The organism is Ruegeria sp. CH10 (genome assembly GCF_056537125.1).
In genome coordinates this window covers 1,190,779-1,209,458 of the sequence record NZ_JBQFQY010000001.1, presented here as the reverse complement: position 1 = coordinate 1,209,458, position 18,680 = coordinate 1,190,779, and the positions used below count along the sequence as shown (strand labels likewise).

At 57.3% G+C, this 18,680-nt stretch carries 12 protein-coding genes; 3 read left to right on the top strand and 9 right to left on the bottom strand.

What is annotated here, in order from left to right:
- Positions 1–96 precede the first annotated feature (96 nt).
- A complete protein-coding gene (locus tag ACRZ94_RS05925) occupies positions 97–4,584 on the top strand; it encodes a beta strand repeat-containing protein (protein WP_480796891.1) in 4,488 nt (1,495 codons plus the stop codon).
- 321 nt (positions 4,585–4,905) lie between these two features.
- Here ACRZ94_RS05925 and ACRZ94_RS05920 read toward each other — a convergent pair whose 3' ends face one another.
- The 8 genes from ACRZ94_RS05920 to ACRZ94_RS05885 all read right to left on the bottom strand — a co-directional run bounded on the left by ACRZ94_RS05920 (position 4,906) and on the right by ACRZ94_RS05885 (position 14,792).
- The gene (locus ACRZ94_RS05920) at positions 4,906–5,565 is read right to left on the bottom strand and encodes a hypothetical protein (RefSeq protein WP_480649872.1); all 660 of its coding nucleotides are present in this window, start codon (positions 5,563–5,565) and stop codon (positions 4,906–4,908) included.
- 3 nt (positions 5,566–5,568) lie between these two features.
- Positions 5,569–6,969 (bottom strand): selenium-binding protein SBP56-related protein, encoded by a 1,401-nt coding sequence (locus ACRZ94_RS05915; protein ID WP_480796890.1) that lies wholly within the window; start codon positions 6,967–6,969, stop codon positions 5,569–5,571.
- Positions 6,953–7,276 carry a hypothetical protein gene (locus ACRZ94_RS05910; protein ID WP_480649874.1) on the bottom strand — a complete coding sequence of 108 codons (324 nt, stop codon included), beginning with the start codon at positions 7,274–7,276 and terminating at the stop codon, positions 6,953–6,955. The genes ACRZ94_RS05915 and ACRZ94_RS05910 overlap by 17 nt, the downstream gene beginning before the upstream one ends.
- Before the next feature lie 70 nt (positions 7,277–7,346).
- Positions 7,347–8,903, bottom strand: a complete 1,557-nt coding sequence (locus ACRZ94_RS05905) for a HAMP domain-containing sensor histidine kinase (RefSeq protein WP_480796889.1) — start codon at positions 8,901–8,903, stop codon at positions 7,347–7,349.
- Positions 8,897–9,580 (bottom strand): response regulator transcription factor, encoded by a 684-nt coding sequence (locus tag ACRZ94_RS05900; protein WP_480796888.1) that lies wholly within the window; start codon positions 9,578–9,580, stop codon positions 8,897–8,899. The genes ACRZ94_RS05905 and ACRZ94_RS05900 overlap by 7 nt, the downstream gene beginning before the upstream one ends.
- Before the next feature lie 153 nt (positions 9,581–9,733).
- Positions 9,734–11,812, bottom strand: coding sequence for a VIT and vWA domain-containing protein (locus ACRZ94_RS05895; RefSeq protein ID WP_480796887.1), 2,079 nt, complete (start codon positions 11,810–11,812; stop codon positions 9,734–9,736).
- Positions 11,809–13,263, bottom strand: coding sequence for an exosortase T (xrtT, locus tag ACRZ94_RS05890; RefSeq protein WP_480649878.1), 1,455 nt, complete (start codon positions 13,261–13,263; stop codon positions 11,809–11,811). The genes ACRZ94_RS05895 and xrtT overlap by 4 nt, the downstream gene beginning before the upstream one ends.
- A gap of 605 nt (positions 13,264–13,868) precedes the next feature.
- Positions 13,869–14,792 carry a LysR family transcriptional regulator gene (locus ACRZ94_RS05885; RefSeq protein ID WP_480796886.1) on the bottom strand — a complete coding sequence of 308 codons (924 nt, stop codon included), beginning with the start codon at positions 14,790–14,792 and terminating at the stop codon, positions 13,869–13,871.
- 294 nt (positions 14,793–15,086) lie between these two features.
- On the opposite strand from ACRZ94_RS05885, the gene ACRZ94_RS05880 reads away from it, so the two are divergent.
- Positions 15,087–16,739 carry a BCCT family transporter gene (locus tag ACRZ94_RS05880; protein WP_480796885.1) on the top strand — a complete coding sequence of 551 codons (1,653 nt, stop codon included), beginning with the start codon at positions 15,087–15,089 and terminating at the stop codon, positions 16,737–16,739.
- A gap of 153 nt (positions 16,740–16,892) precedes the next feature.
- Here the strand turns inward: ACRZ94_RS05880 and ACRZ94_RS05875 are convergent, their stop codons facing one another.
- Complete coding sequence (locus ACRZ94_RS05875) at positions 16,893–17,672, bottom strand: IclR family transcriptional regulator (RefSeq protein WP_480649882.1); 780 nt, start codon at positions 17,670–17,672, stop codon at positions 16,893–16,895.
- Between the two features lie 243 nt (positions 17,673–17,915).
- On the opposite strand from ACRZ94_RS05875, the gene ACRZ94_RS05870 reads away from it, so the two are divergent.
- Complete coding sequence (locus ACRZ94_RS05870) at positions 17,916–18,665, top strand: SDR family oxidoreductase (RefSeq protein ID WP_480796884.1); 750 nt, start codon at positions 17,916–17,918, stop codon at positions 18,663–18,665.
- Positions 18,666–18,680: the final 15 nt, after the last annotated feature.

Genomic DNA, 18,680 nt, shown 5'->3' with positions numbered 1-18,680 from the left:
CTTGCGCATGCCTAATACAGGAACGCAATTAGGGTGCACTTCGGGGCAAACCGAGGGCACGGGGAATGGAAACATAGCCAGGTGAGGCGGGGTTTTATGCTGACCGAGCAGAAGAAACGCGCGTTTGCGCGCAGTGGTCGTTTGACGAAATTCAAAGGTAGGGTCGCCAGCATCGCGCCCTCGCTTTTTCTAAGCACAGTGTCCGTTGTGGCGCTGTCGGTTGGCAGCGGCAGCGCCCAGGTCGTCTCGACCGCGCAAACCACCCCCTTGGTCAGCGCTTTGGATCAGGACATTACGATCACAGATACCGGATCGATCACAGCAGACCCTCTGTCGGGGCCGGGCCTGGTCGTCGTCAACGTGCCGGATTACACCAGCGACCTGACCAATGACGGGCTGTTGTCGGCACCGGAAGGGCTGAACCGGACCCGCGCCGGAATTGACATAAACGGGAACCTGTCCGGTTCGGTTTTGAACTCGGGCACGGTCACAATGGGCGCAGCCCTTGGCGATTCCGCGAATTTGAAGGGGATCGATATTCAGGATGACGTTACCGGCGCCCTGCAAAACACCGGCACAATCCGCATAGAAAACTCTGCGCTGACCTTCGCGACGGCTGCCGGCATTCAGACGGGTGCTGTGGCCGGATCGCTGTCCAACTCAGGCACGATTGAGGTCAATGCCGACGCAAGCAGCCGGGTAGCGGCAGATGGTATCCGGTCAACCAGCGTAGACGGGACACTAAAAAACACGGGCAGCATCGCGGTTACGGCCTCGACCGACGGTTTTAGCGCCAATGCCGATGGTATTCAGGTCGATCAGGCTGCCGGTCAGGTCGTCAACTCAGGGCCTGTCCACGTTGCCGCGTCAAGTTTGACCGGAAATGCAGGTGGAGACGGGATCGAGATAAACGATCTTTCGGGACGCCTGAACAACACCGGAGCAGTCACTGTACAGATTAGCGGCGGCACAAACGCAAACGCCGACGTCATCGAAGTTCTGAGACTTTCGGGTCATTTGGAAAACAGCGGCGCCCTGACGGTTGGCGTCAACACAGCGAATGGCAGCGCTTTTTTCGATATCATAGAGGTCAGCGACGGCGGCAGTGGCATCACCGGATCGGTGAACAATACCGGAGCTCTGAACGGGGTGGCCAACGGCTCAAGGGTCAGTGTCGATGGGTTTGACGTTGGGGACATTGCCAGTGCCGGCACATTTGCCAACAGCGGTACAGTGAGTGTTCAGGCGATTGCCAATGCAAGCAGCGCTTTTGCCGATGCGTTGAACTTTGTTGATGTGTCGGGAACTGTGACGAACACAGGCACGCTGGACGTAAGGGCGGATGGTGTCACAAGCGCAGGTGCCCGCGGGATCTGGGCCAGCCACATTGATGGCTCTCTGTCAAACAGCGGCAGCATTTCCGCCCGGGCCGAAGCCACAAGCGGAAGTGCAAAAGCAATCGGGATTCTGGTCGATGACGTAAGCGGAAGCGTCACAAACACCGGCACGCTGACTGTTTCAGCCATCGCGTCGTCGGGCGCGAATGCCATAGGTATCGAAGCCGGCGACTTGACCGGGACACTGCAAAACAATGGCACGATGACAGTCACTGCGACCGGGGACAGCCCGGACGCACAGGGCATTTTGGTGCAGGACATCGGCAGTTCAGGGATTCTGAGCAATTCCGGGGGGCTCACGGTCAGCGCCCTGAACGCATCCAGCGGTGAAGCCTATGGCATTGTCGCCCAAAACGTCGCGGGTACGCTGAACAACTCGGGTACACTGGATCTGACGGTCTCTGCCACAAGCCACGCGACAGCCTACGGGATCGACACCCGGGATGTCACGGGCAGTCTGACGAATTCGGGCACAATCCAAATGAAAGTGCAGGGTTCCAGCATCGAGGTCAGCGGCTTTCGCATGTCGAATATCGCCGGGTCCGTGACCAATAGCGGTACAATCGCAATCAACACTGACGGATCCGATGCGCGTGTCGAAGGTATCTCGGCGAACTCGGTTTCCGGTGCCCTGCTGAACAGCGGCTCGATCAACATCAGCGCCAGCAATGCGACACAGGCCAATGTCCAGGCAATTGGGGTCGGCAATATCTCGGGCCGGTTGCAGAATTCCGGCAACCTGACGGTTTCCGCCTCGGCCACGTCGTCGGCAGCTGCCGTTGGCATCAATGTCGGTGTTGTTTCGGGCAAGTTGATGAACTCGGGTACGATTGCCGCGATGGCAGATGGAACCAGTGCATTTGCAGAGGGCATCAATCTGCGGGACGTATCGGGTACACTCGAAAACACCGGTGTCATTCAGGTTCGTGCCGTTGCCGGGTCATCGGCACATGCAAATGGGATCGACATGAACGATCTGACCGGGCAGGTCACAAATTCAGGCGCGATACAGGCCTACGCAGAAGGCGCTTTTGCCTTCGCGGATGGCATCGAAATGGATGATGTCACGGGTCAGTTCCATAACTCGGCGGCCATCACAGTCGCAGCAGTCGGAACCTCATCTGCCAATGCGGCGGGCCTGGAAATCAATGACATCACCGGTAGCGTCAGCAACTCGGGCGCGATTCAGGTCAGCACCATCGGCAGGTCTTCGTCCGCCTATGGTGCCGGGGTCCAAATGGATGTGCTTGCCGACGGTGGTTCGTTTTCGAATTCGGGGACGGTCTCTGTCGCAGTTGAATCACGCGGGGCATTTGTCACCTCGGCGTTTGGCGTAGAAGGAGGTGACGTCGACGGCGCATTCTCAAACTCTGGCTACATAGATATTGCTTTGCAAACTCAGGGCGGGTTTGTCGCCGAAGCTTTTGGTCTGGATCTGGGCGACATCTCTTCAACCGGTTCCTTTTCCAATGCCGGAGCGATCCGGGTCGGGGCAACAGTTCAGAGCGTGGCCATCGCCTCTGCCTACGGGATAGACATAACCGACATTGGCGGAAGCTTTCAAAACTCCGGCAATGTAACGGTATCGCTTGATGTGGATGGCGCGTCGCAGGCAGAGGCTGTGGGCATCGAACCAAACACTATCCTGACCGGGGGGACCTTCAGCAACAGCGGCTCAATCGCGGTCAGCGCAACCACGCGATCTGCGCTGGATACGGTTGCGCTGGGGATTGATGCCGATGACGTCAATGGAACCCTGGAAAACAGTGGCAACATCAACGTCTCAGCATCCGCAGAAGAAAATGCCGTCGCAATCGGGATTTTTGCTGAACAGCTGTCATCTGACGGCGTGATAACGCATAGCGGCGCGATTGAAGTATCAGCGGATGGCCCCGTTGCCGAAGCGCATGGCCCCGTTGCCGAAGCGCATGGTCTCTATGTCGATGTTGCAGAGGGCACCGTCAACATAACCGGTGATATCTCGGCCACGTCCTCTGGCGAAAGCTATGCGGTGTTTTTGGGCGATGGCGGCGGCACGCTGAACGTCGAGACGACCGCGGATATCGACGGAACACTCAGGGTCAGCGACCACGACGTCAACCTGACAAACACAGGTGGCAGAGTGGTCTACCAATTTCAGGACGACGACACCGCGCAGGGTACGTTTACCACCCGCGTCACCGATCCCGGCCAGGGCTGGTTTGTGGACGGCGAAGGCGGTGCAGCGCCCGTCTACGCCTCTTTTGATGCAGACGAGGTTCAACCGAACCTGAACCAATCCTTTGAAATTGCAGGCTTGTCCTATGACCTTGCCCGTCAGGTGCAGGGGGCCTCTGGCCTGAGCAACGCTGAAGGAACCGCGCCCGGTACAAGAGGGAGCGGTCTGATCGAAGAAACCCGCCCCTATTTCCTGATCAGCGGCAGCCAAAGTGACGCGGACGCGGGGTCGGACACGGCAGCTTTGTCCTCGAACATGTGGAGCGTCAGCGCAGGCGTGACGCGCGACCTGGGGGCAGGTCTGCGATATGGGTTTGGGGCCAGCTACCTTGAAAATAATGGGTCCTTTGGCACTGCATCCTTCGACACATCCGGCGTTTTTCTCAGTGGTATAGTCGCCCAGAACTTCGGGTTTGCCGATCTGAGTTTTGGGCTGGGGTACGGTCATCTTGACCACAAAGAAACGCGCGCCATTGAAGGTTCCGATGCAGACGCCGACTATTCCAGCAACATGCTTACGGCTCTGGTTGTGGCGCAGCGGGACTATGCGCTGGAAAACGGTGCTGTAATCACGCCCCGGGCGAGCTTCCTCTATGGTCGCCAGGACTTGGACGGATACACTGAAACGGGTGCGCCCGCCAATGCGACGGTCGGAGAGCGAGACGTCAATTTCAGTGAAACACGGTTGGGCGGAAGCTATTCGACGTCTGTAGCAGGCGGAGTGCTATCAGCATCGGTCGCTGCCGTTCACCGTGACGCGGATGCGCCGTCTGCGGTTGATGTGACAATCTTCGGCAATACGCTTGTTTTGGCGTCTGGTGGTAGCGGCAATGAAACCTTTGGCGAGGTTGGCCTGAGTTACCAAATGGACTTTGATCACGGTGGCACCTTGAACCTTGAGGCCCGGTCGACCCTCGGCGCCGATGTGTCAACTCAGGCGGCCTGGGCATCCTACGAGTGGCGGTTTTAGTCGGTTGCTGATCAACACCGCATGCTCCCTTAAAGGCTGGTCTGTCGACCGGCCTTTTTTATTCTGGTTACTGCCAATCAATGCCGAATTGCCTTTTCACCCAATGTATCGATTAGGGGGTTAAGCCATTGAAATACAAAGCCGTTGAGTCGCCGCCAAAGGGTGGCACAGGCCGGTCATCCGACTTGTGCGGTCACGCTGCAGTGCGGGCAAACTCAAGCGTTTCCTGAGGTCCGCTGTGCGAACACAGCAACCCTACAACCAAACGCGGCTGAGAAGTCGCGTTACGGATTATTCGACCCTGCAACTCAGCTTGGCAGCTTAATGAGTGAGCAACAACGAGATCGACCCCACAAGGATCAAGCTCAGCGCCCAAACTATGTCCAAGTTGAACCACCCTTTTGAGAGAAACCGCAAGCCCAGCCAATGATACACGCCGAACGCAAGCAGGCCGCCTGAGGCTGTCATGGCCAAGGTGTGGGCCAATGCGACACCAACAGCGATTTTGGCGTTTCCAGTCATCAGATTGGCCGCCGCCGCGTGGCCTGCGTCAGTGGCTATCGTGCGACAGATGCCCAGGTAGATTGGGACCAACATCAGCCCTGCACCATGTGCCATCGCGGCCAAAAACGACCAGAGCGCAAGCCGCGACGGAGGCACCCGCGCAAGAATCCTTGGATGGCGACGGTTGAACAACAGGTAGACGCCCAGGCCGATCACGAGAAAGGCCGCGAAAATCTGAATCTCACGCTGCCATTCGGCCAGAAAGAGCAGCGCAGTGAAGGGGAAAAGAATGGCGCCCATCGCAACCAGATGCCCGGCTGCCAAAGCGATCAATGCCCTGAACAGACTGTTGCGGCTTTTGTCCATCAGCGCCGCAGACACCGCCAGAGGCCAACCCATGCCCGGATTGACCCCGTGGTATATGCCTGAGGCGACAACAGCCCACCAAAGGGCTGTTGCCGTATCTAATCCGTCCACGCGTCAGACGGAAGGATAGCAGAAGCTATCGGTTGAGCAGTCTCCGCCTTCCAGGCGGATCTGGTGGCTGCGGTAGCCTTTGGGAAACTCGACAAAGAAATCCTTGTCCAGTTCCAGACCACCGTTTTCTCCGACATTGGCCATGACCATCTGTCCGCCCTCATCGTCTGGGTAGAACTGATCATCCCACGTAGAATACAGCGAGTTGGTCCAATAGACCCGCTTACCGTCGCGGCTGATCTCGACCATCTGGGGGCCGTAAACAAAATCCTTGCCGTTAGGATGTTTCGCACCGCGCGCAATCCCGCCAAGTTCGACCTTGCCGGTCAGCTTGGGGTTCATTGGGTCGGACACATCATACTGGTGCATTTCGCCCTGACCCCAGCACGCGACGTAGAGATACTTGTCGTCCAGACTCAGGTCGATATCGGTGACCAATGGCGGGACGGCTTCAAAACCCTGCAACAGCGGCGGCAGGTTCTCGGCTTTCTCAGGTCGCGGATCAATCGTGATCGTCTTTTTTGCCTCGAAAGTCCCGTCATCCTTCTGCCACCATGTGAAAATCGCACCTTGCAGATTTGTGGTGTCCACGACGACACCACAGAAGCCATAGTCTTTTGCCGGATCATGGGCAGGCCTGATTTCCAAGGCCATCTGGTGATTTTCACCAAGGTCTATGGTTTGTACGTTGCGGCGTTCGCGCAGGTTCCAGAAATGGATCTTGTGCCCGTATTTGTTGGACAGCAGATCCTCGGCCACGATCCCGTTTTCAAACTGTGGTGGCAGCCCCCATTCAGAACTCACCATGTAGTCGCGGGGAAGGTTCCACCAAAAGTCATAGTGTTTGTCCTGTTCGCCGCGGTCCATTTCGTAGCGGCCAAGGATTTCAAAACTCTCGCAATCCATGATGAAGATGCCCGGAGGGCCATCCGTGCCGTCTTTGCCGCCCCCGCCAAGCGTTGAAACGTAAATCCCTTCGGGACCGCAGTGGATTGTGTGTGGGCGGGAATAACCCGTTTTGGCGAACACCTCTTCGGGTTCGATGATCTTGTGAATCTTCGCCTTCAGAGGTTCCTTCACGTCGATCACGTAAATGCGCGAGGACCGAATACCCGGTACGATCAGATACCTGCGTTCCAGAAAGGCATGCCCTGTCAGGGGCGAAAGTGCAGAAGAGCACGCGTTCCAGCCAAAGTGATGAAACTCATCACCTTTGTTGGGCATAATGAGTTGATGGACGATTTGGCTATAGGTCTTCGATTTCGGATCAACATCTACGACGGCCAGACCATCCGGCTGTGAGCCGTCCGGGCTGAGCATCAATGTGAAGGCGAGCGTTTCCGCTGGCGCTTCCATAGCAAGCTTCGGTGTCGCATGAAAAGTCGGGTCAGGTCTCAGGTTCATAGCTGGCTCCTCCCAGGCCACAGGCGCCAAATCTGAATTTGTCTGGCATAGCCCCCGGCAGAGCATGCCACATATTCAAGATTCGTAAAAACGCCTCAAGCTCAGCGTCTTGAGTTTGTTCTTTTGAAGCGGCTCTACCAATGGCCGTATAGAACGCTTTTTCAGTCCTCAGAGCCGACGCAATATAGGCCCGGCCCAAGGCCACCCGCTGCAGCCACGCAGCTTCCCAAAACCGGAAATTTACAAGCAGCGGCTTCCTTCGTTTGGTGGGACAGGTCGCATGGTTAAAACCAACCGGCTCTGCCACGATTATCGGTTCCAACCTGATTAGCGATGTGCACCTGATCGCAGAGGCTGTGTTGGTGCCTCAAAAAGACTCAGAACCTTATCCGAAAACTCGCGCCTTGCTTTGGCGTCATGACTTCGATCACAGCGTCCGCCCGATTCAGTACAGCCGCGACAATGGACAGGCCCAAACCAGTACCACCCTGATCCCGTCTGGTTGTGAAGAAGGGGTCAGTAATACGCGCACTGTTTCGCGCGGATATCCCCTTACCGTTGTCGGCGACAATCAGGCTGTTCGAAGCCGCGTCAAAGCGTATGTCGACGCGCGTTGCGCCGTTCTGGAACGCGTTTTGCAAGAGATGGTGCAAAACAATCTGCCCCTGGGCTTTGGACAAAGGCAGCTGGGTTTCCGGTGGTGCATGCAACTCGACTTCGCATTCCGAAAACTCGGCAGATGCAGCTTGTACAATATCCGTAAGTGGCGTCGGTGTCGGATCGGACTGAATACTGGCCCGCGCCAGTTCGCGCAGACGCACCAGCAAAGCGTTCATGCGCAAACCTTCTTCCTGAATGTTTTGAACCAGTTTCTGATTGCGCTCTCCGGATACTGCAGAATGCCCGTCCGATAGCAGCTCAGCTGCACCGAGAATTGCGGTGACCGGAGATTTCAGCTCATGTGTGACATGGCTCGTGTAGGTCTCGATTGCGGCAGACCGCTCCGACAAGGTCGCAGCCATCGAAACGACGTTGTGGCCCAGATCCGCCAGTTCCTGCACGCCATAGTGTTCCACCGGGTCCGGTGTCGGTTTCAGCCCGCTGGCGACATCCCGGCTTTGGCTGCTGAGATCACCAATTGGTTTCGAGATCAGGCGCCACAACATCCAACCTACCGCAATGGCAGATAACAGCATGAATGCCGCAACAGAGGTCAGCGTGAACCTTTCTTGAAACAGGAACTTCCTCAGGTCCATAGGCGTACGCGAAAGATAAACGGCCCCGATGACCCTGTCGCCCAGGATCACGGGATGGGCGACAAACACACGGTAAGACGTATCCCGGCTGATCGAATTCAGCACATGCTGCCCAGAGGAATCATCCCGATACCGCAGCACCGAAACAGTGTGGCCCAACAGGGCTTGAGACACCTCTGGGACGTGCGAAAAAGACCCGCTGACTGATCCGCTGCTGGCAACGACCTGACCTGCGTAATCCATGAAGACATAACCCGAAAGAGTGGTCTTTTTTGCCGATGTTGCCAGCCGCGACAGCGATCGCGAAACTGCTTTGTACGGCGCGATGAGAGGGTCCTCAGGTGAAACCGGTTCGGGCCGGGGTGGGGCGACGGCACCGCGCAGCAGGTCCAAGCTGGGTGGGATAGGGTGAAAATCCTGTTCCAGGCGCTTGATCTGTTCGGGTGACAAGCGATGGCCAACGTCTGGCGCGGGCTGCAGTTCCGAGAAAGCCGCAGCATACACCTCGGCAAAGATGACTGCCTGAGACAGCAGGCTGCGCTCAGTCTCACGCGCGAACTGGTTGCTGGACAAACGAGCCCCAAGGACGCCGATGATCGGAAGCGTCACCAAAGCAATGCAGACCATTGCAATGACCAGCGCCAGTGATGGCCGCCATTTTTGCTTGATGCTCAGCACTGACAGACGCCCAGTTTCACGCCAACTCCGTGGACGGTCTGGATCATGTCGGGATAACCCAGAGCGCGCGCTTTTTGACGGATATTGCGGATATGGCTATCGACCGTTCGCCCGGACAGGTAGGTGTTGTGACCATAGACCAGTTCGATCAGTTGCGTGCGTGAATAGACCCGGTTTGGCGTTTTGGCCAAGATCGTCAGGACCGAGAACTCTATTCCGGTCAGCTGCATCTCGGCATCCCCAAGGAGGCAGAGATGTGCGTTGTGGTCCAGCCGCAAGTCCTGAAAGATTGTCACGTCATCCGGAGATTTTGTGTCAGATGCGCGGGCAAGGATGGCCTTGATCCGCAGCACCAGTTCACGCGGGCTAAAGGGTTTGGTCACATAGTCATCGCCACCAAGCTGAAACCCAAGGATGCGGTCGATCTCATCATCCCGGGCCGTCAGAAACAGGATCGGCACGGTTGAGCTTTTGCGCAATTCCTTGCAGGCCTCTAACCCGTCCATGTCAGGCATGCCGATATCCAGAACAACCAGATCAGCAGGGGTTTTGCGAAACTGCTCCAACGCTGCTTGACCGGTGGCTGCCTCGGTGGTTTGAAAACCGGAATCTTCCAGCGCAAAGCGAACGACATCGCGGATACGGGCATCATCATCTGCAATCAGGATTGTGTTCACGATAAATGCCCGCCGTCGAAGTTTCACCGAAGTCACGTTCACAGATCATACAGCGCTTGACCGGGTCAAGTGGGGCTTGCAACAGCGGTCTATGCAATTTGAAATCATCACTCAGCCACCAGGCATCCGTGCGTAATTTATAAGGGACGTTCCTCATGCCGCGGTCCTCCGCCCTCGGGTCAAACGCAGTGCGCCCAGGGCTGCAAGGACGATCAGCCCTAAAATCGTCTGAGGTTCAGGTGTGGACGATCCGCTGAACGCGGTCTTGGGGTAGGCATTGGCGTCGACGCCCGCTACCTGAGGCAAGGCCACCCTAGTGGTGCCTGCCGGCGCGTTGCCTTCATTCACAACTTGTTTTGACACCGCAACAAAAGAGGTGAACCGCGTCTGAAGATTGAACTTCAACCCAAGATCGGTGATCTGTGCCTCAAGCGTCTTGGGATTGCCTGCCTGTACGGCCATCGCCCGGTCGAGATCGGCTATTTTGGTCCGCGCCCATGTCAGCGGGATCGCAGCACCCTGATGCGTGTCACCTTCGGGATCAGACACGGTGGGCAGAACTGTTGAGAGTGCCATCTGCGCCTTTCTGCCCTGCACAAGGCCATTGATCTTGATGTCGGCAGGCCCACCGCCTTCGTAGCGCGCCAGAACCCGCACCGAACCGCCGTCGAACAGATCGGGTATCTGTTTGGGGACCACTTCGCTGACAGTCAGCCCGCCCCAATCAATGGAAATATCTGTCAACACAGGCGATTTCAGATCGCGGGCCAGAGTGTCCGCGACATCTGAGGCGCGCTGTGTCGGATCGACATAGCGGGCATAGCCACGGCCTTCCTCGGCCATCGCGTCCAGAAGGTAGCGATTGACAGCCGTGCCCACGCCAAAGGCATAGATGCGTGCGTCTCCGATTTGGTGCCGGATCGTGCGTATGACATCCGCTTCACGCCCGATGTAGCCATCGCTGAGGAATACGACGATGCGCAAAGTGTTCTCGGGTTGCCGCGTTGCAAAAGCGTGACGGATGGCATTGTCTATTTCGGTGCCACCCCCTGCGCGCAGGCCCTGCACATAGCGCAAGCCAGAGCGGATATTGCCGCGCGTGGCGGGAACGGCCTGAGATGCGAAGTCGGAGGCGTTCGAAGAAAACCGGATCACGCGAAAGTAATCCTCGGGGCGCAGACCCTTTAATGCGGCTTCCATAAAGCGCTTGCTGGCATCCAGAGGCGCACCGCCCATCGATCCCGAGGTATCCAGAACAAAGACCAGTTCCCGTGCAGTGATTTGATCTGGCTGTGGGACCTTCGGCGGTTCGATCAGCAGTGATACAAAGCCGCCTTGTTCATCGTGATGGGCCAGAACACCGGCTGTCGTTTCATCGCCACCAAGTTCATAGCGCAGAACAAGATCGCGGTTATCGATCACCCGCCCGTCCTGAAATGTTGCGCGCAATACTCCTTCGGATCGCTCGACCTCAAGATCGTGGGTCGCGCTTATGAGGTTGGATACCGGAACCGCGCCGCGCAGGTTCAGGTCCAGCGACACGCGTGCCGGTTCAATTGCATCCGGGTTCGACAGACGCGGAACCTGCGGGTATTGCGGCAGCTCGGCAACCGTCCAGCCATCGATCTGAGTTGCGGTGGCCAGGGCCTCGTTTTCGAAATCCGTCAACACAATGTCGTCGGAGATCGGGTCGAAATCCTTGGCCCCCTGATAGCGCGGTCCAACGATCAGGGGCAGCACCAGCTCATACGCGTCGTCGATCTTGGGAACGGCCTGCACATAGCTGAGCGTCACCGTAATCGGCTGCCCCGGCATCAGATTGGCAACTTTCTGCGTAAACATATTGGGACGGTGCTGGGTCAAAAGCGCTGCGGCCTTGCCGTCTTGCTTTGCGGTTTCAAAGGTCTGTTCTGCCCGCTGTTTTTGTTGAATCTGAGCCTCGACAATTTCGTCCCCGACCTGCATCTGCATCGCGTAGACGGCAGCATTTTGGTTAAGCGGGAACAGGTATTCCGCCGAGATCGGAACGTCCGAGGGGTTTGCGAATACCTGTCGCACCTGCACGGTTGCCATGTCGCCCTGAACATCCACGGACAGGTCCGATTTCAGCATTGGCAGGTCCAGTTGACCGGCTGCCCCGCTGCCGACCAGCCGACCGGCGATTTCGTCGTCAGGCTGAGCGGACGCAACTCCCGGCTGTAGCAGAAAAACAAAAGCAATGTGGCGTATCATATGTCCGTTCCTTTGATGGTTTGAATGTCCAGGGCTGCAATCGTGGCAGCGTCGAGTTGCGCGCGTAGCGTTGTGTCCAGCGCCCATGGGGTGATCCTTTGCACGCTGCTCCAGGTGCCGCCGGAGCCGTTCAGCCAGCGCCAGATCGCCTCACCAACGCTGGGAGTGACATGTCCGTTTTGTGAGACGTAGCTGACCGCAACCAGCCACTGGTTGCCGTCCGGGCCGGTGGCCTTGTAATAGGCGCTGGGAACCCCGTCGTAGCGCGTGCCCAGAAACCGAACCTTGTAGCCAAGGCCCCGCAGGCAGATTTCCGGAGCATGCAAATGCCGCAGCGGTGCGCGGGTGCTGACAACGTTCAATCCCAGTGGACCAAACTGAGCTTTCTGCGCCTGCCCGCCATAGGCTTCGAAGAAGTAAGCCTCCATCGCGGTCAGAGGCTCGTATCGCGCGAGATGCCCGTGGATTTGTGCGGGCAGGTTCGGTGTTACCACATTGCCCGAAACATCCACGGGGTTGGCTTTGAGAGAAACGATTGCCGCGCTGCTGATCAGACACGCAACCCCGGCCAGCGCTTTGATGGGCTTTGGCAGTGCCATCTGTATGGTCCGAGATCGGCCTTTTTGCGACCCCGCATTGCGGGGGCGGTAGAACAGTGCGAAAGGTGCTATTGTCAGGCCAAGTGTCCCCAGCCCGATAAGGCTGTGCCATGGCTCGGCCATGACATCCAGATCATGCGCAAGCCCAACGGCCAGAACCGAAATGCGCAGGCTATTGCCCAAAGTGGCACAAGTGATCACGGCCAGCAGGCTGAGGCCACCAACTTGCCAGCGCGGTCTCAACACGGCGTTTTGGGTGACCACAAAAGCCAGCGACAGCAAAAGCCCCGACGCGCCAGAACACGGCAAGTCCACCAGAATATCCCGTTGTTCTAAGGTGATGCGCACCCCGTCGCAGACAATATCTGAATACAGGGCGCTAAGTATGCGGCAGGACACGTCTGCTGAAACCATTTGCAACGGGAATCCAAGGGTGCGTTGCAAGACCATCTCGGTTGGGAGGGAAAACAAGAACAGCGCCGCCATCCAGAAGGGCGACAGTGCGAAGGGACGCCGATTGAGATGCAACACTCCAACCAGCGCAAACACATCCAAGGCAAGGGCGAGTGCGCTGAGGATGTTGACCGCCAAGACCTGCCCAAAAAACCGGATCAAGGCTGCCAGTAACAAAAGGGCAATGGCCGGTATCTGAGAGCTTGTGCCGTTCGGTCGTCCGCTCAGCAGGCTCGCCCCCGCAAGGCCAACGATCAGCAGGACATAAACATAGCCGTACGACCCGTAGGCGGGGCTAAGCCAACTTCGAACAAGCCATTGCGCAGGTTGCGCAGCAAGAATGACCGAAGCAATCGCAAAGGCACACCAAGCCAAGGTATCTGTGGTTAAATGTTTCATGCCGCCAGATGTGACCGGCGAATACGCATTTCCCCTGCCCAAGATGTGCAGTTTTTGATGAGACGCTCTGCGGCTCAGGGTGCAATGGTTTTCACCGCGCAGCGGGGGTCAACGTCCGAAAACCAAGTGGGGCCATGAGCGTTTTTTGGGCGGAGGGATGTCCAGATGGCCAACTCTGGACGTGTTCTTGCTGCTTCGCTCCCTAGGTTGCGGTGCTGTCAAGAACGAGCCATACCGGACGTCGTGTCGCCACCAGCTGCGCTGCAAAACATCACGACGCTGACACCGCCGTTGGTCGAAAACATGAACCTGCGTGTTTTGGAGCTTTTGGTCTCGGGCCTGTCGCGAATGTTGATGGTTTTTGCCAGATAGCAAGGGCTTCAGAACCTGCCAAAATCAATTGCCGAGCTCAGCGGAAGAATTCTGTTTGAGAAAACCACCAAACACATAAGACGTGTTGGTGAGAAAAACGTGCAGTGGACCACGGATCATCATCTGGTTTCTTAACAAGAGCCATGGCGAAAACACCTACGGTCCGCTTCCGTGTCGCGGTTGGCATGCGGGCTTAGGGGTTAACTTAGACGGTCGCTCTGGCGATCTGGTTCTCACGCCCGGATTTCACCAAGAATCCAGTCACGCAACTCACGCAGCTTGGGCGAGGCGTCTGGTCGGACGGTGGTAATGAAATACCCGCGTTTCGTTTTGTAAGTCTGTTCCAGCAATGGGGTTAACTCGGCATCGCGAACCAGATCGTCAATCAGGCCGTACCACGCTAATGCAATGCCCTGCCCATCCTGAGCGGCACGGATCACCATCTCGTAATTGTTGAACACTGTGCCTTTCCCAATGTCTGTGGCGTCTACATTCTGGGCGTTTAACCATTCTTCCCAAGTGCACCAGTCACTATCGCGCGAAGGTGGAACAAGATGCAGCAATTGTGAGGCAGTCTTCAGATCGGCGGGGGATCTGATATGCGCATTTGCGTTTTTGAACGCAGGGCTGCAAACAATTCCAACGGTCTCTTCGAACAGCAACTGCATGCCGGGCTCGATCTGGTCCAGATTGGCCATATGGACAACCAAATCGGTTTCGTGCACCGCCGTCTGACGCGGTTGATCCGAAGTGAGAATGCTGATCTCGACATCGCCCAGGCTTTGGCGGATTGCCGGAAGGCGCGGCAAGAGCCAAAAATACGCAAACGCGAAATCTGACGAAATCAGCACCCGCTCTTGCTTTCCGTTTTTCGAAAGCGTGTTGAACTTGTTTGCCAGCTCGGCCATCGGATTCTTGACCCGCCGGTACAGCGCGTCGCCATCGCGGGTCAAGGTGACGCCCTTCGCGGTACGTTCGAACAGGGTTGTGCCCAACGCGGTTTCCAGATTGCGGATACGTTGGCTGAGACTGGGCTGGGAAACTTTCATGTCACGCGCCGCCGCTGAGAGCTGGCCCCGTTGGCACACGACCATGAAAGCGCACAGGTCGGCTGCACTACGGGCCAAAAGGCTATAGGAATTTCCTTTATCTTCCATCAGATATTTGCACTTTTGTCATAAATTTTTCTGTTTCATCCTTCGTCTCTATAGTCAAAGCCTAGAGCCAACCTGGCCGTGGGCGATCTGAGCGCGTCTGCCACTCATGTGTCAAGGAGCGAGTGCGGCAGGCTGAAAATGCGTCATGTGCCAGACTCGCACGGCGCTCGCGCTCAAAGATGTGAACGGCGAAAGGATGAAAGAGTCTGTAGGGTTGTCAAACCTTTCGGGCAAAACGGCAAGCAGCGTGAAAGGATAATCGCGCGCTTCAATTGACGACATGGGAGGACCTAAATGTCAATCAAACCACCCTTAACCGACCTGCCGATCAAGACGGCAGATAGCGGTTTTTATTCGGGGTTCAGCGTCGATGTGACGGTAACGTCGAAGATCATTGTGGGCCTTCTGGTCATCTGGGCCGTTGCCTTCCCCGAGCAGGCAGGTGCCGTGCTCAGTGGGTTCAACAGCTTTATCCTGTCGAACTTTGGCACGTGGTACATCTATGTGATGGCCTTGTTCGTAATCGTCTGCATCGTTCTGGCCATCTGGCCAAGCGCGGGACGACTGAAGTTGGGGCAGGATACGGATGAGCCCGAGTTTTCAAATTTCTCGTGGTTCTCGATGATGTTCGGCGCGGGTATCGGTGTCGGCATGCTGACATGGGCCGTGGCCGAGCCGGTCTATCACTTTCAGAACAACCCCGAGGTGATCCAGGGAATTGTCGAAGGCGGGACCGAGGAAAACTTTCTGAACGCCTATAAGTACTCTTACCTGCATTGGGGCTTCTCGGCCTGGGCGTCTTACGCCATCGCCGGTCTGGCGCTGGCCTTTTTTGCCTATCGCCGGGGCCTTCCGCTGACCATCCGGTCGGCGCTGACGCCGCTGTTCGGGTCAAAACTTTCTGGCCCACTGGGCAGCCTGATCGACATCGTAGCCGTGATTGCGACCATTCTGGGCGTGGCGCAGACGCTGGGCTTTGGGGTCGAGCAATTCGTGGCAGGCATGAGCCGCATTGGCATCGGCAGTTGGCTGTTGAACAGCGAAGGTAACGCCTCGTCGCTGGGAATCATCGTCGCCATCGTGGTGATCATGGGTGCGTCGACCCTGTCGGCGCTGTCCGGCGTCGGTAAGGGTATCAAATGGCTGTCGAACCTGAACATGGGTTTGTCAATCTTCCTGCTGGCATTCCTGATGATCTTCGGATCCACGTGGTTCGGTCTTCAGGCACTGATCCTGGGTACCTGGGAATATCTGATCGCCTTGCCGGGCATGATGTTCCGCGTCTATTCCGGTGACGGAGCGGGCGGTGTGGCAGACAATCTGGAAGGCTGGCAGGGGGCCTGGTCGGTCTTCTACTGGGCTTGGTGGGTTGCGTTTGCTCCCTTCGTCGGCTTGTTCCTGGCGCGTATTTCGCGCGGACGCACCATTCGCGAGTTCGTTCTGGGCGCGCTGATCGTTCCGGCGATCATGTGCTTTGTCTGGTTCTCGTTCGCTGGTGGCACCGCGATCGAGATGGAGCTGAACGGCGGCGCCAATGGCGAGATTTTCGGCGCCACGGATGGTGACAAGATCTTTGCGATGACCGGCCTGATCCTGGGCGAGGTTCTGGGCTGGGCGATGGCTGTCATCATCGTTGTGCTGCTGATGACCTATCTGGTGACCTCGGCGGACTCGGCGGTGCTGATCGTCAACACTATCAACGCGGCGGGCGATGAAGGACCCAAAGCGCGTCCGCACATCATCTTCTGGGGTGTGGCACTTGGGGCGGTTGTTGCCGCACTGTTGCTGGTGGGTGGTCTGACGGCCATTCAGACGGCGATGGTGATCGGGGCGCTTCCGTTCTCGTTGGTCATGGTGCTGATGTCAGTGTCTCTGATCAAGGCGATCTATAATGATGGCAAGCGCGAAGCAGCGAATATTCCGACCACGGCCAACGCGGCGGAATAGGGCCTGATACAGACTGAAAGCAAGCCCGGCATTGTCCGGGCTTGTTGCATTTTGGGTGCTGTCGCCAAACAGTTTGGAACGCTTGTTCACCCGGCGGATACCGTCTGGCTTGGCCGCGCGCATAATGGTTAGGTATTCGTTCGAAAAAACAGCTTATGCCGACCGACCGGCGTAGAAATCGGTCAGTTCGTCAGCCAGCGCCTTGTACATCTCATGAACTTCTTCGATGTCGGGGACCTCAAGCTGGTCAATGCGCTCCACAAAGGGGCAGTTGATGACGCAAATTGACATGCCTTCCTGATTGAAGACGGGGTAGGCTAGGTTCGTAACGCCGATGGCCGTCGCCGAAGGCATCCGTTCGTAGCCCACTTCGCGGATACGGGCCAGGTGCTCAAAGAATTCGGGCCGATCAATCTCGGGCTCGCCCTGCGCAAGCCGGTGGCTGTCGAGAAGGGCTTCGATTTCATCGTCGCTTCGGAACGCGGCCAAAACGCGGCCGGTGCCGGTGTTGCCCAAGCCGACCACGGTGCCAACACGCAGCGAAAAAACCCAGTTTCCGGGGGCGGCGACCGAAGTGACAATGACGATGTCACCATTGCTTTCCATGCCCAAATGACAGGACTGCCACGCGCGCCGGGTCACGGCCCTCATGCGCGGCGTCGCGACTTCGAGCAAACGTTCTACCGGCGGGTGCCGCTGAGATACGGCGTACATTTTCAGGCTCAGCGAATACAGGTCGTTGTCTTTGGAACGAATGACATATCCGCGCCGTACCAGAGTGGACAGCATGCGGTAAATCTCGCTTTGTGAACGGTCAAGTGCCCGCGCGATATCGCCCTGCGAAACGCCTTCCCCGTGGGATGATAAAAGCTCGATGATATCAAGCCCTTTTTCAAGGGCTGGCGCGCGATATTTGTCCGCTGTCTCAGCCACGGTTTTCTCCCTCAGCGGCGCTTGAATTGACTTCTTAAACCATCTTCCGGATAGCCGCACAAAGTCAATGTTGATTTACAAATGAATTTGTGATTTGCATATGAATTGAAAAATGGGAGCTACCGAATGGGGCAGGGGCAAGGAGGACCGGGCCGCCGCTTTTCGAAACGTGTTAAAAATAACGTCGCGCGCCAGGTTAAGCCTGAGAGTTGCGCGGCAGAAAATACGAAGACCGAGGATGACATGACGCATGCACAGGGCCGTTTGGCCGGTAAGAAAGCTTTGGTAACGGCGGCGGGTCAGGGCATTGGCCGCGCCAGCGTCGAGAAATACGTCACTGAGGGCGCGCAGGTTATTGCCTGCGACATCAACGACGCGATGCTGGCTGAGCTGGCGCAGATCGACGGTGTGACCGCGCTCAAGCTGGATGTGACCGATGCAGACGCGGTGGCCAGCGCGATGGCGCAGGTCGGTCCGTTCGATGTGTTGTTCAACTGCGCGGGGTTTGTGGGCGCGGGCTCGATCCTGGACTGTGATGAGGCGCAGTGGGATTTCAGCTTTGACTTGAACGTTAAGGCGATGTTCCGTCTGGCCAAGCTGGTGCTGCCGGGCATGTTGGAGAATGGCGGCGGGTCGATCGTCAACATGTCGTCGGTGGCCTCGTCGATCAAAGGGGTGCCCAACCGTTTCTCGTATTGCGCCTCGAAGGCGGCGGTGATTGGGTTGACCAAGTCCATTGCAGCCGATTTTGTGACGCGTGGCATCCGCTGCAACGCGATCTGTCCGGGAACCGTGGACAGCCCCAGCCTGCATGACCGCCTGCGTGCGATGGGTGATTACGATCAGGCCCTAAAGGACTTTATCGCGCGCCAGCCCATGGGGCGTATCGGCGATGCCAACGAAATCGCGGCGCTGGCGGTTTATCTGGCCAGCGACGAATCTGCATTCACGACCGGACAGACTTTTGCCATCGATGGCGGCTGGACCGTTTGAACAAGGAGACTTTTG

Excerpts from the sequence above, each read along its gene's own strand:
- ACRZ94_RS05925 (WP_480796891.1), top strand. The coding sequence starts at position 97 with ATGCTGACCGAGCAGAAGAAACGCGCGTTTGCGCGCAGTGGTCGTTTG.
- ACRZ94_RS05915 (WP_480796890.1), bottom strand. The coding sequence starts at position 6,969 with ATGAACCTGAGACCTGACCCGACTTTTCATGCGACACCGAAGCTTGCT.
- ACRZ94_RS05895 (WP_480796887.1), bottom strand. The coding sequence starts at position 11,812 with ATGATACGCCACATTGCTTTTGTTTTTCTGCTACAGCCGGGAGTTGCG.
- xrtT (WP_480649878.1), bottom strand. The coding sequence starts at position 13,263 with ATGAAACATTTAACCACAGATACCTTGGCTTGGTGTGCCTTTGCGATT.
- ACRZ94_RS05885 (WP_480796886.1), bottom strand. The coding sequence starts at position 14,792 with ATGGAAGATAAAGGAAATTCCTATAGCCTTTTGGCCCGTAGTGCAGCC.
- ACRZ94_RS05880 (WP_480796885.1), top strand. The coding sequence starts at position 15,087 with ATGTCAATCAAACCACCCTTAACCGACCTGCCGATCAAGACGGCAGAT.
- ACRZ94_RS05870 (WP_480796884.1), top strand. The coding sequence starts at position 17,916 with ATGACGCATGCACAGGGCCGTTTGGCCGGTAAGAAAGCTTTGGTAACG.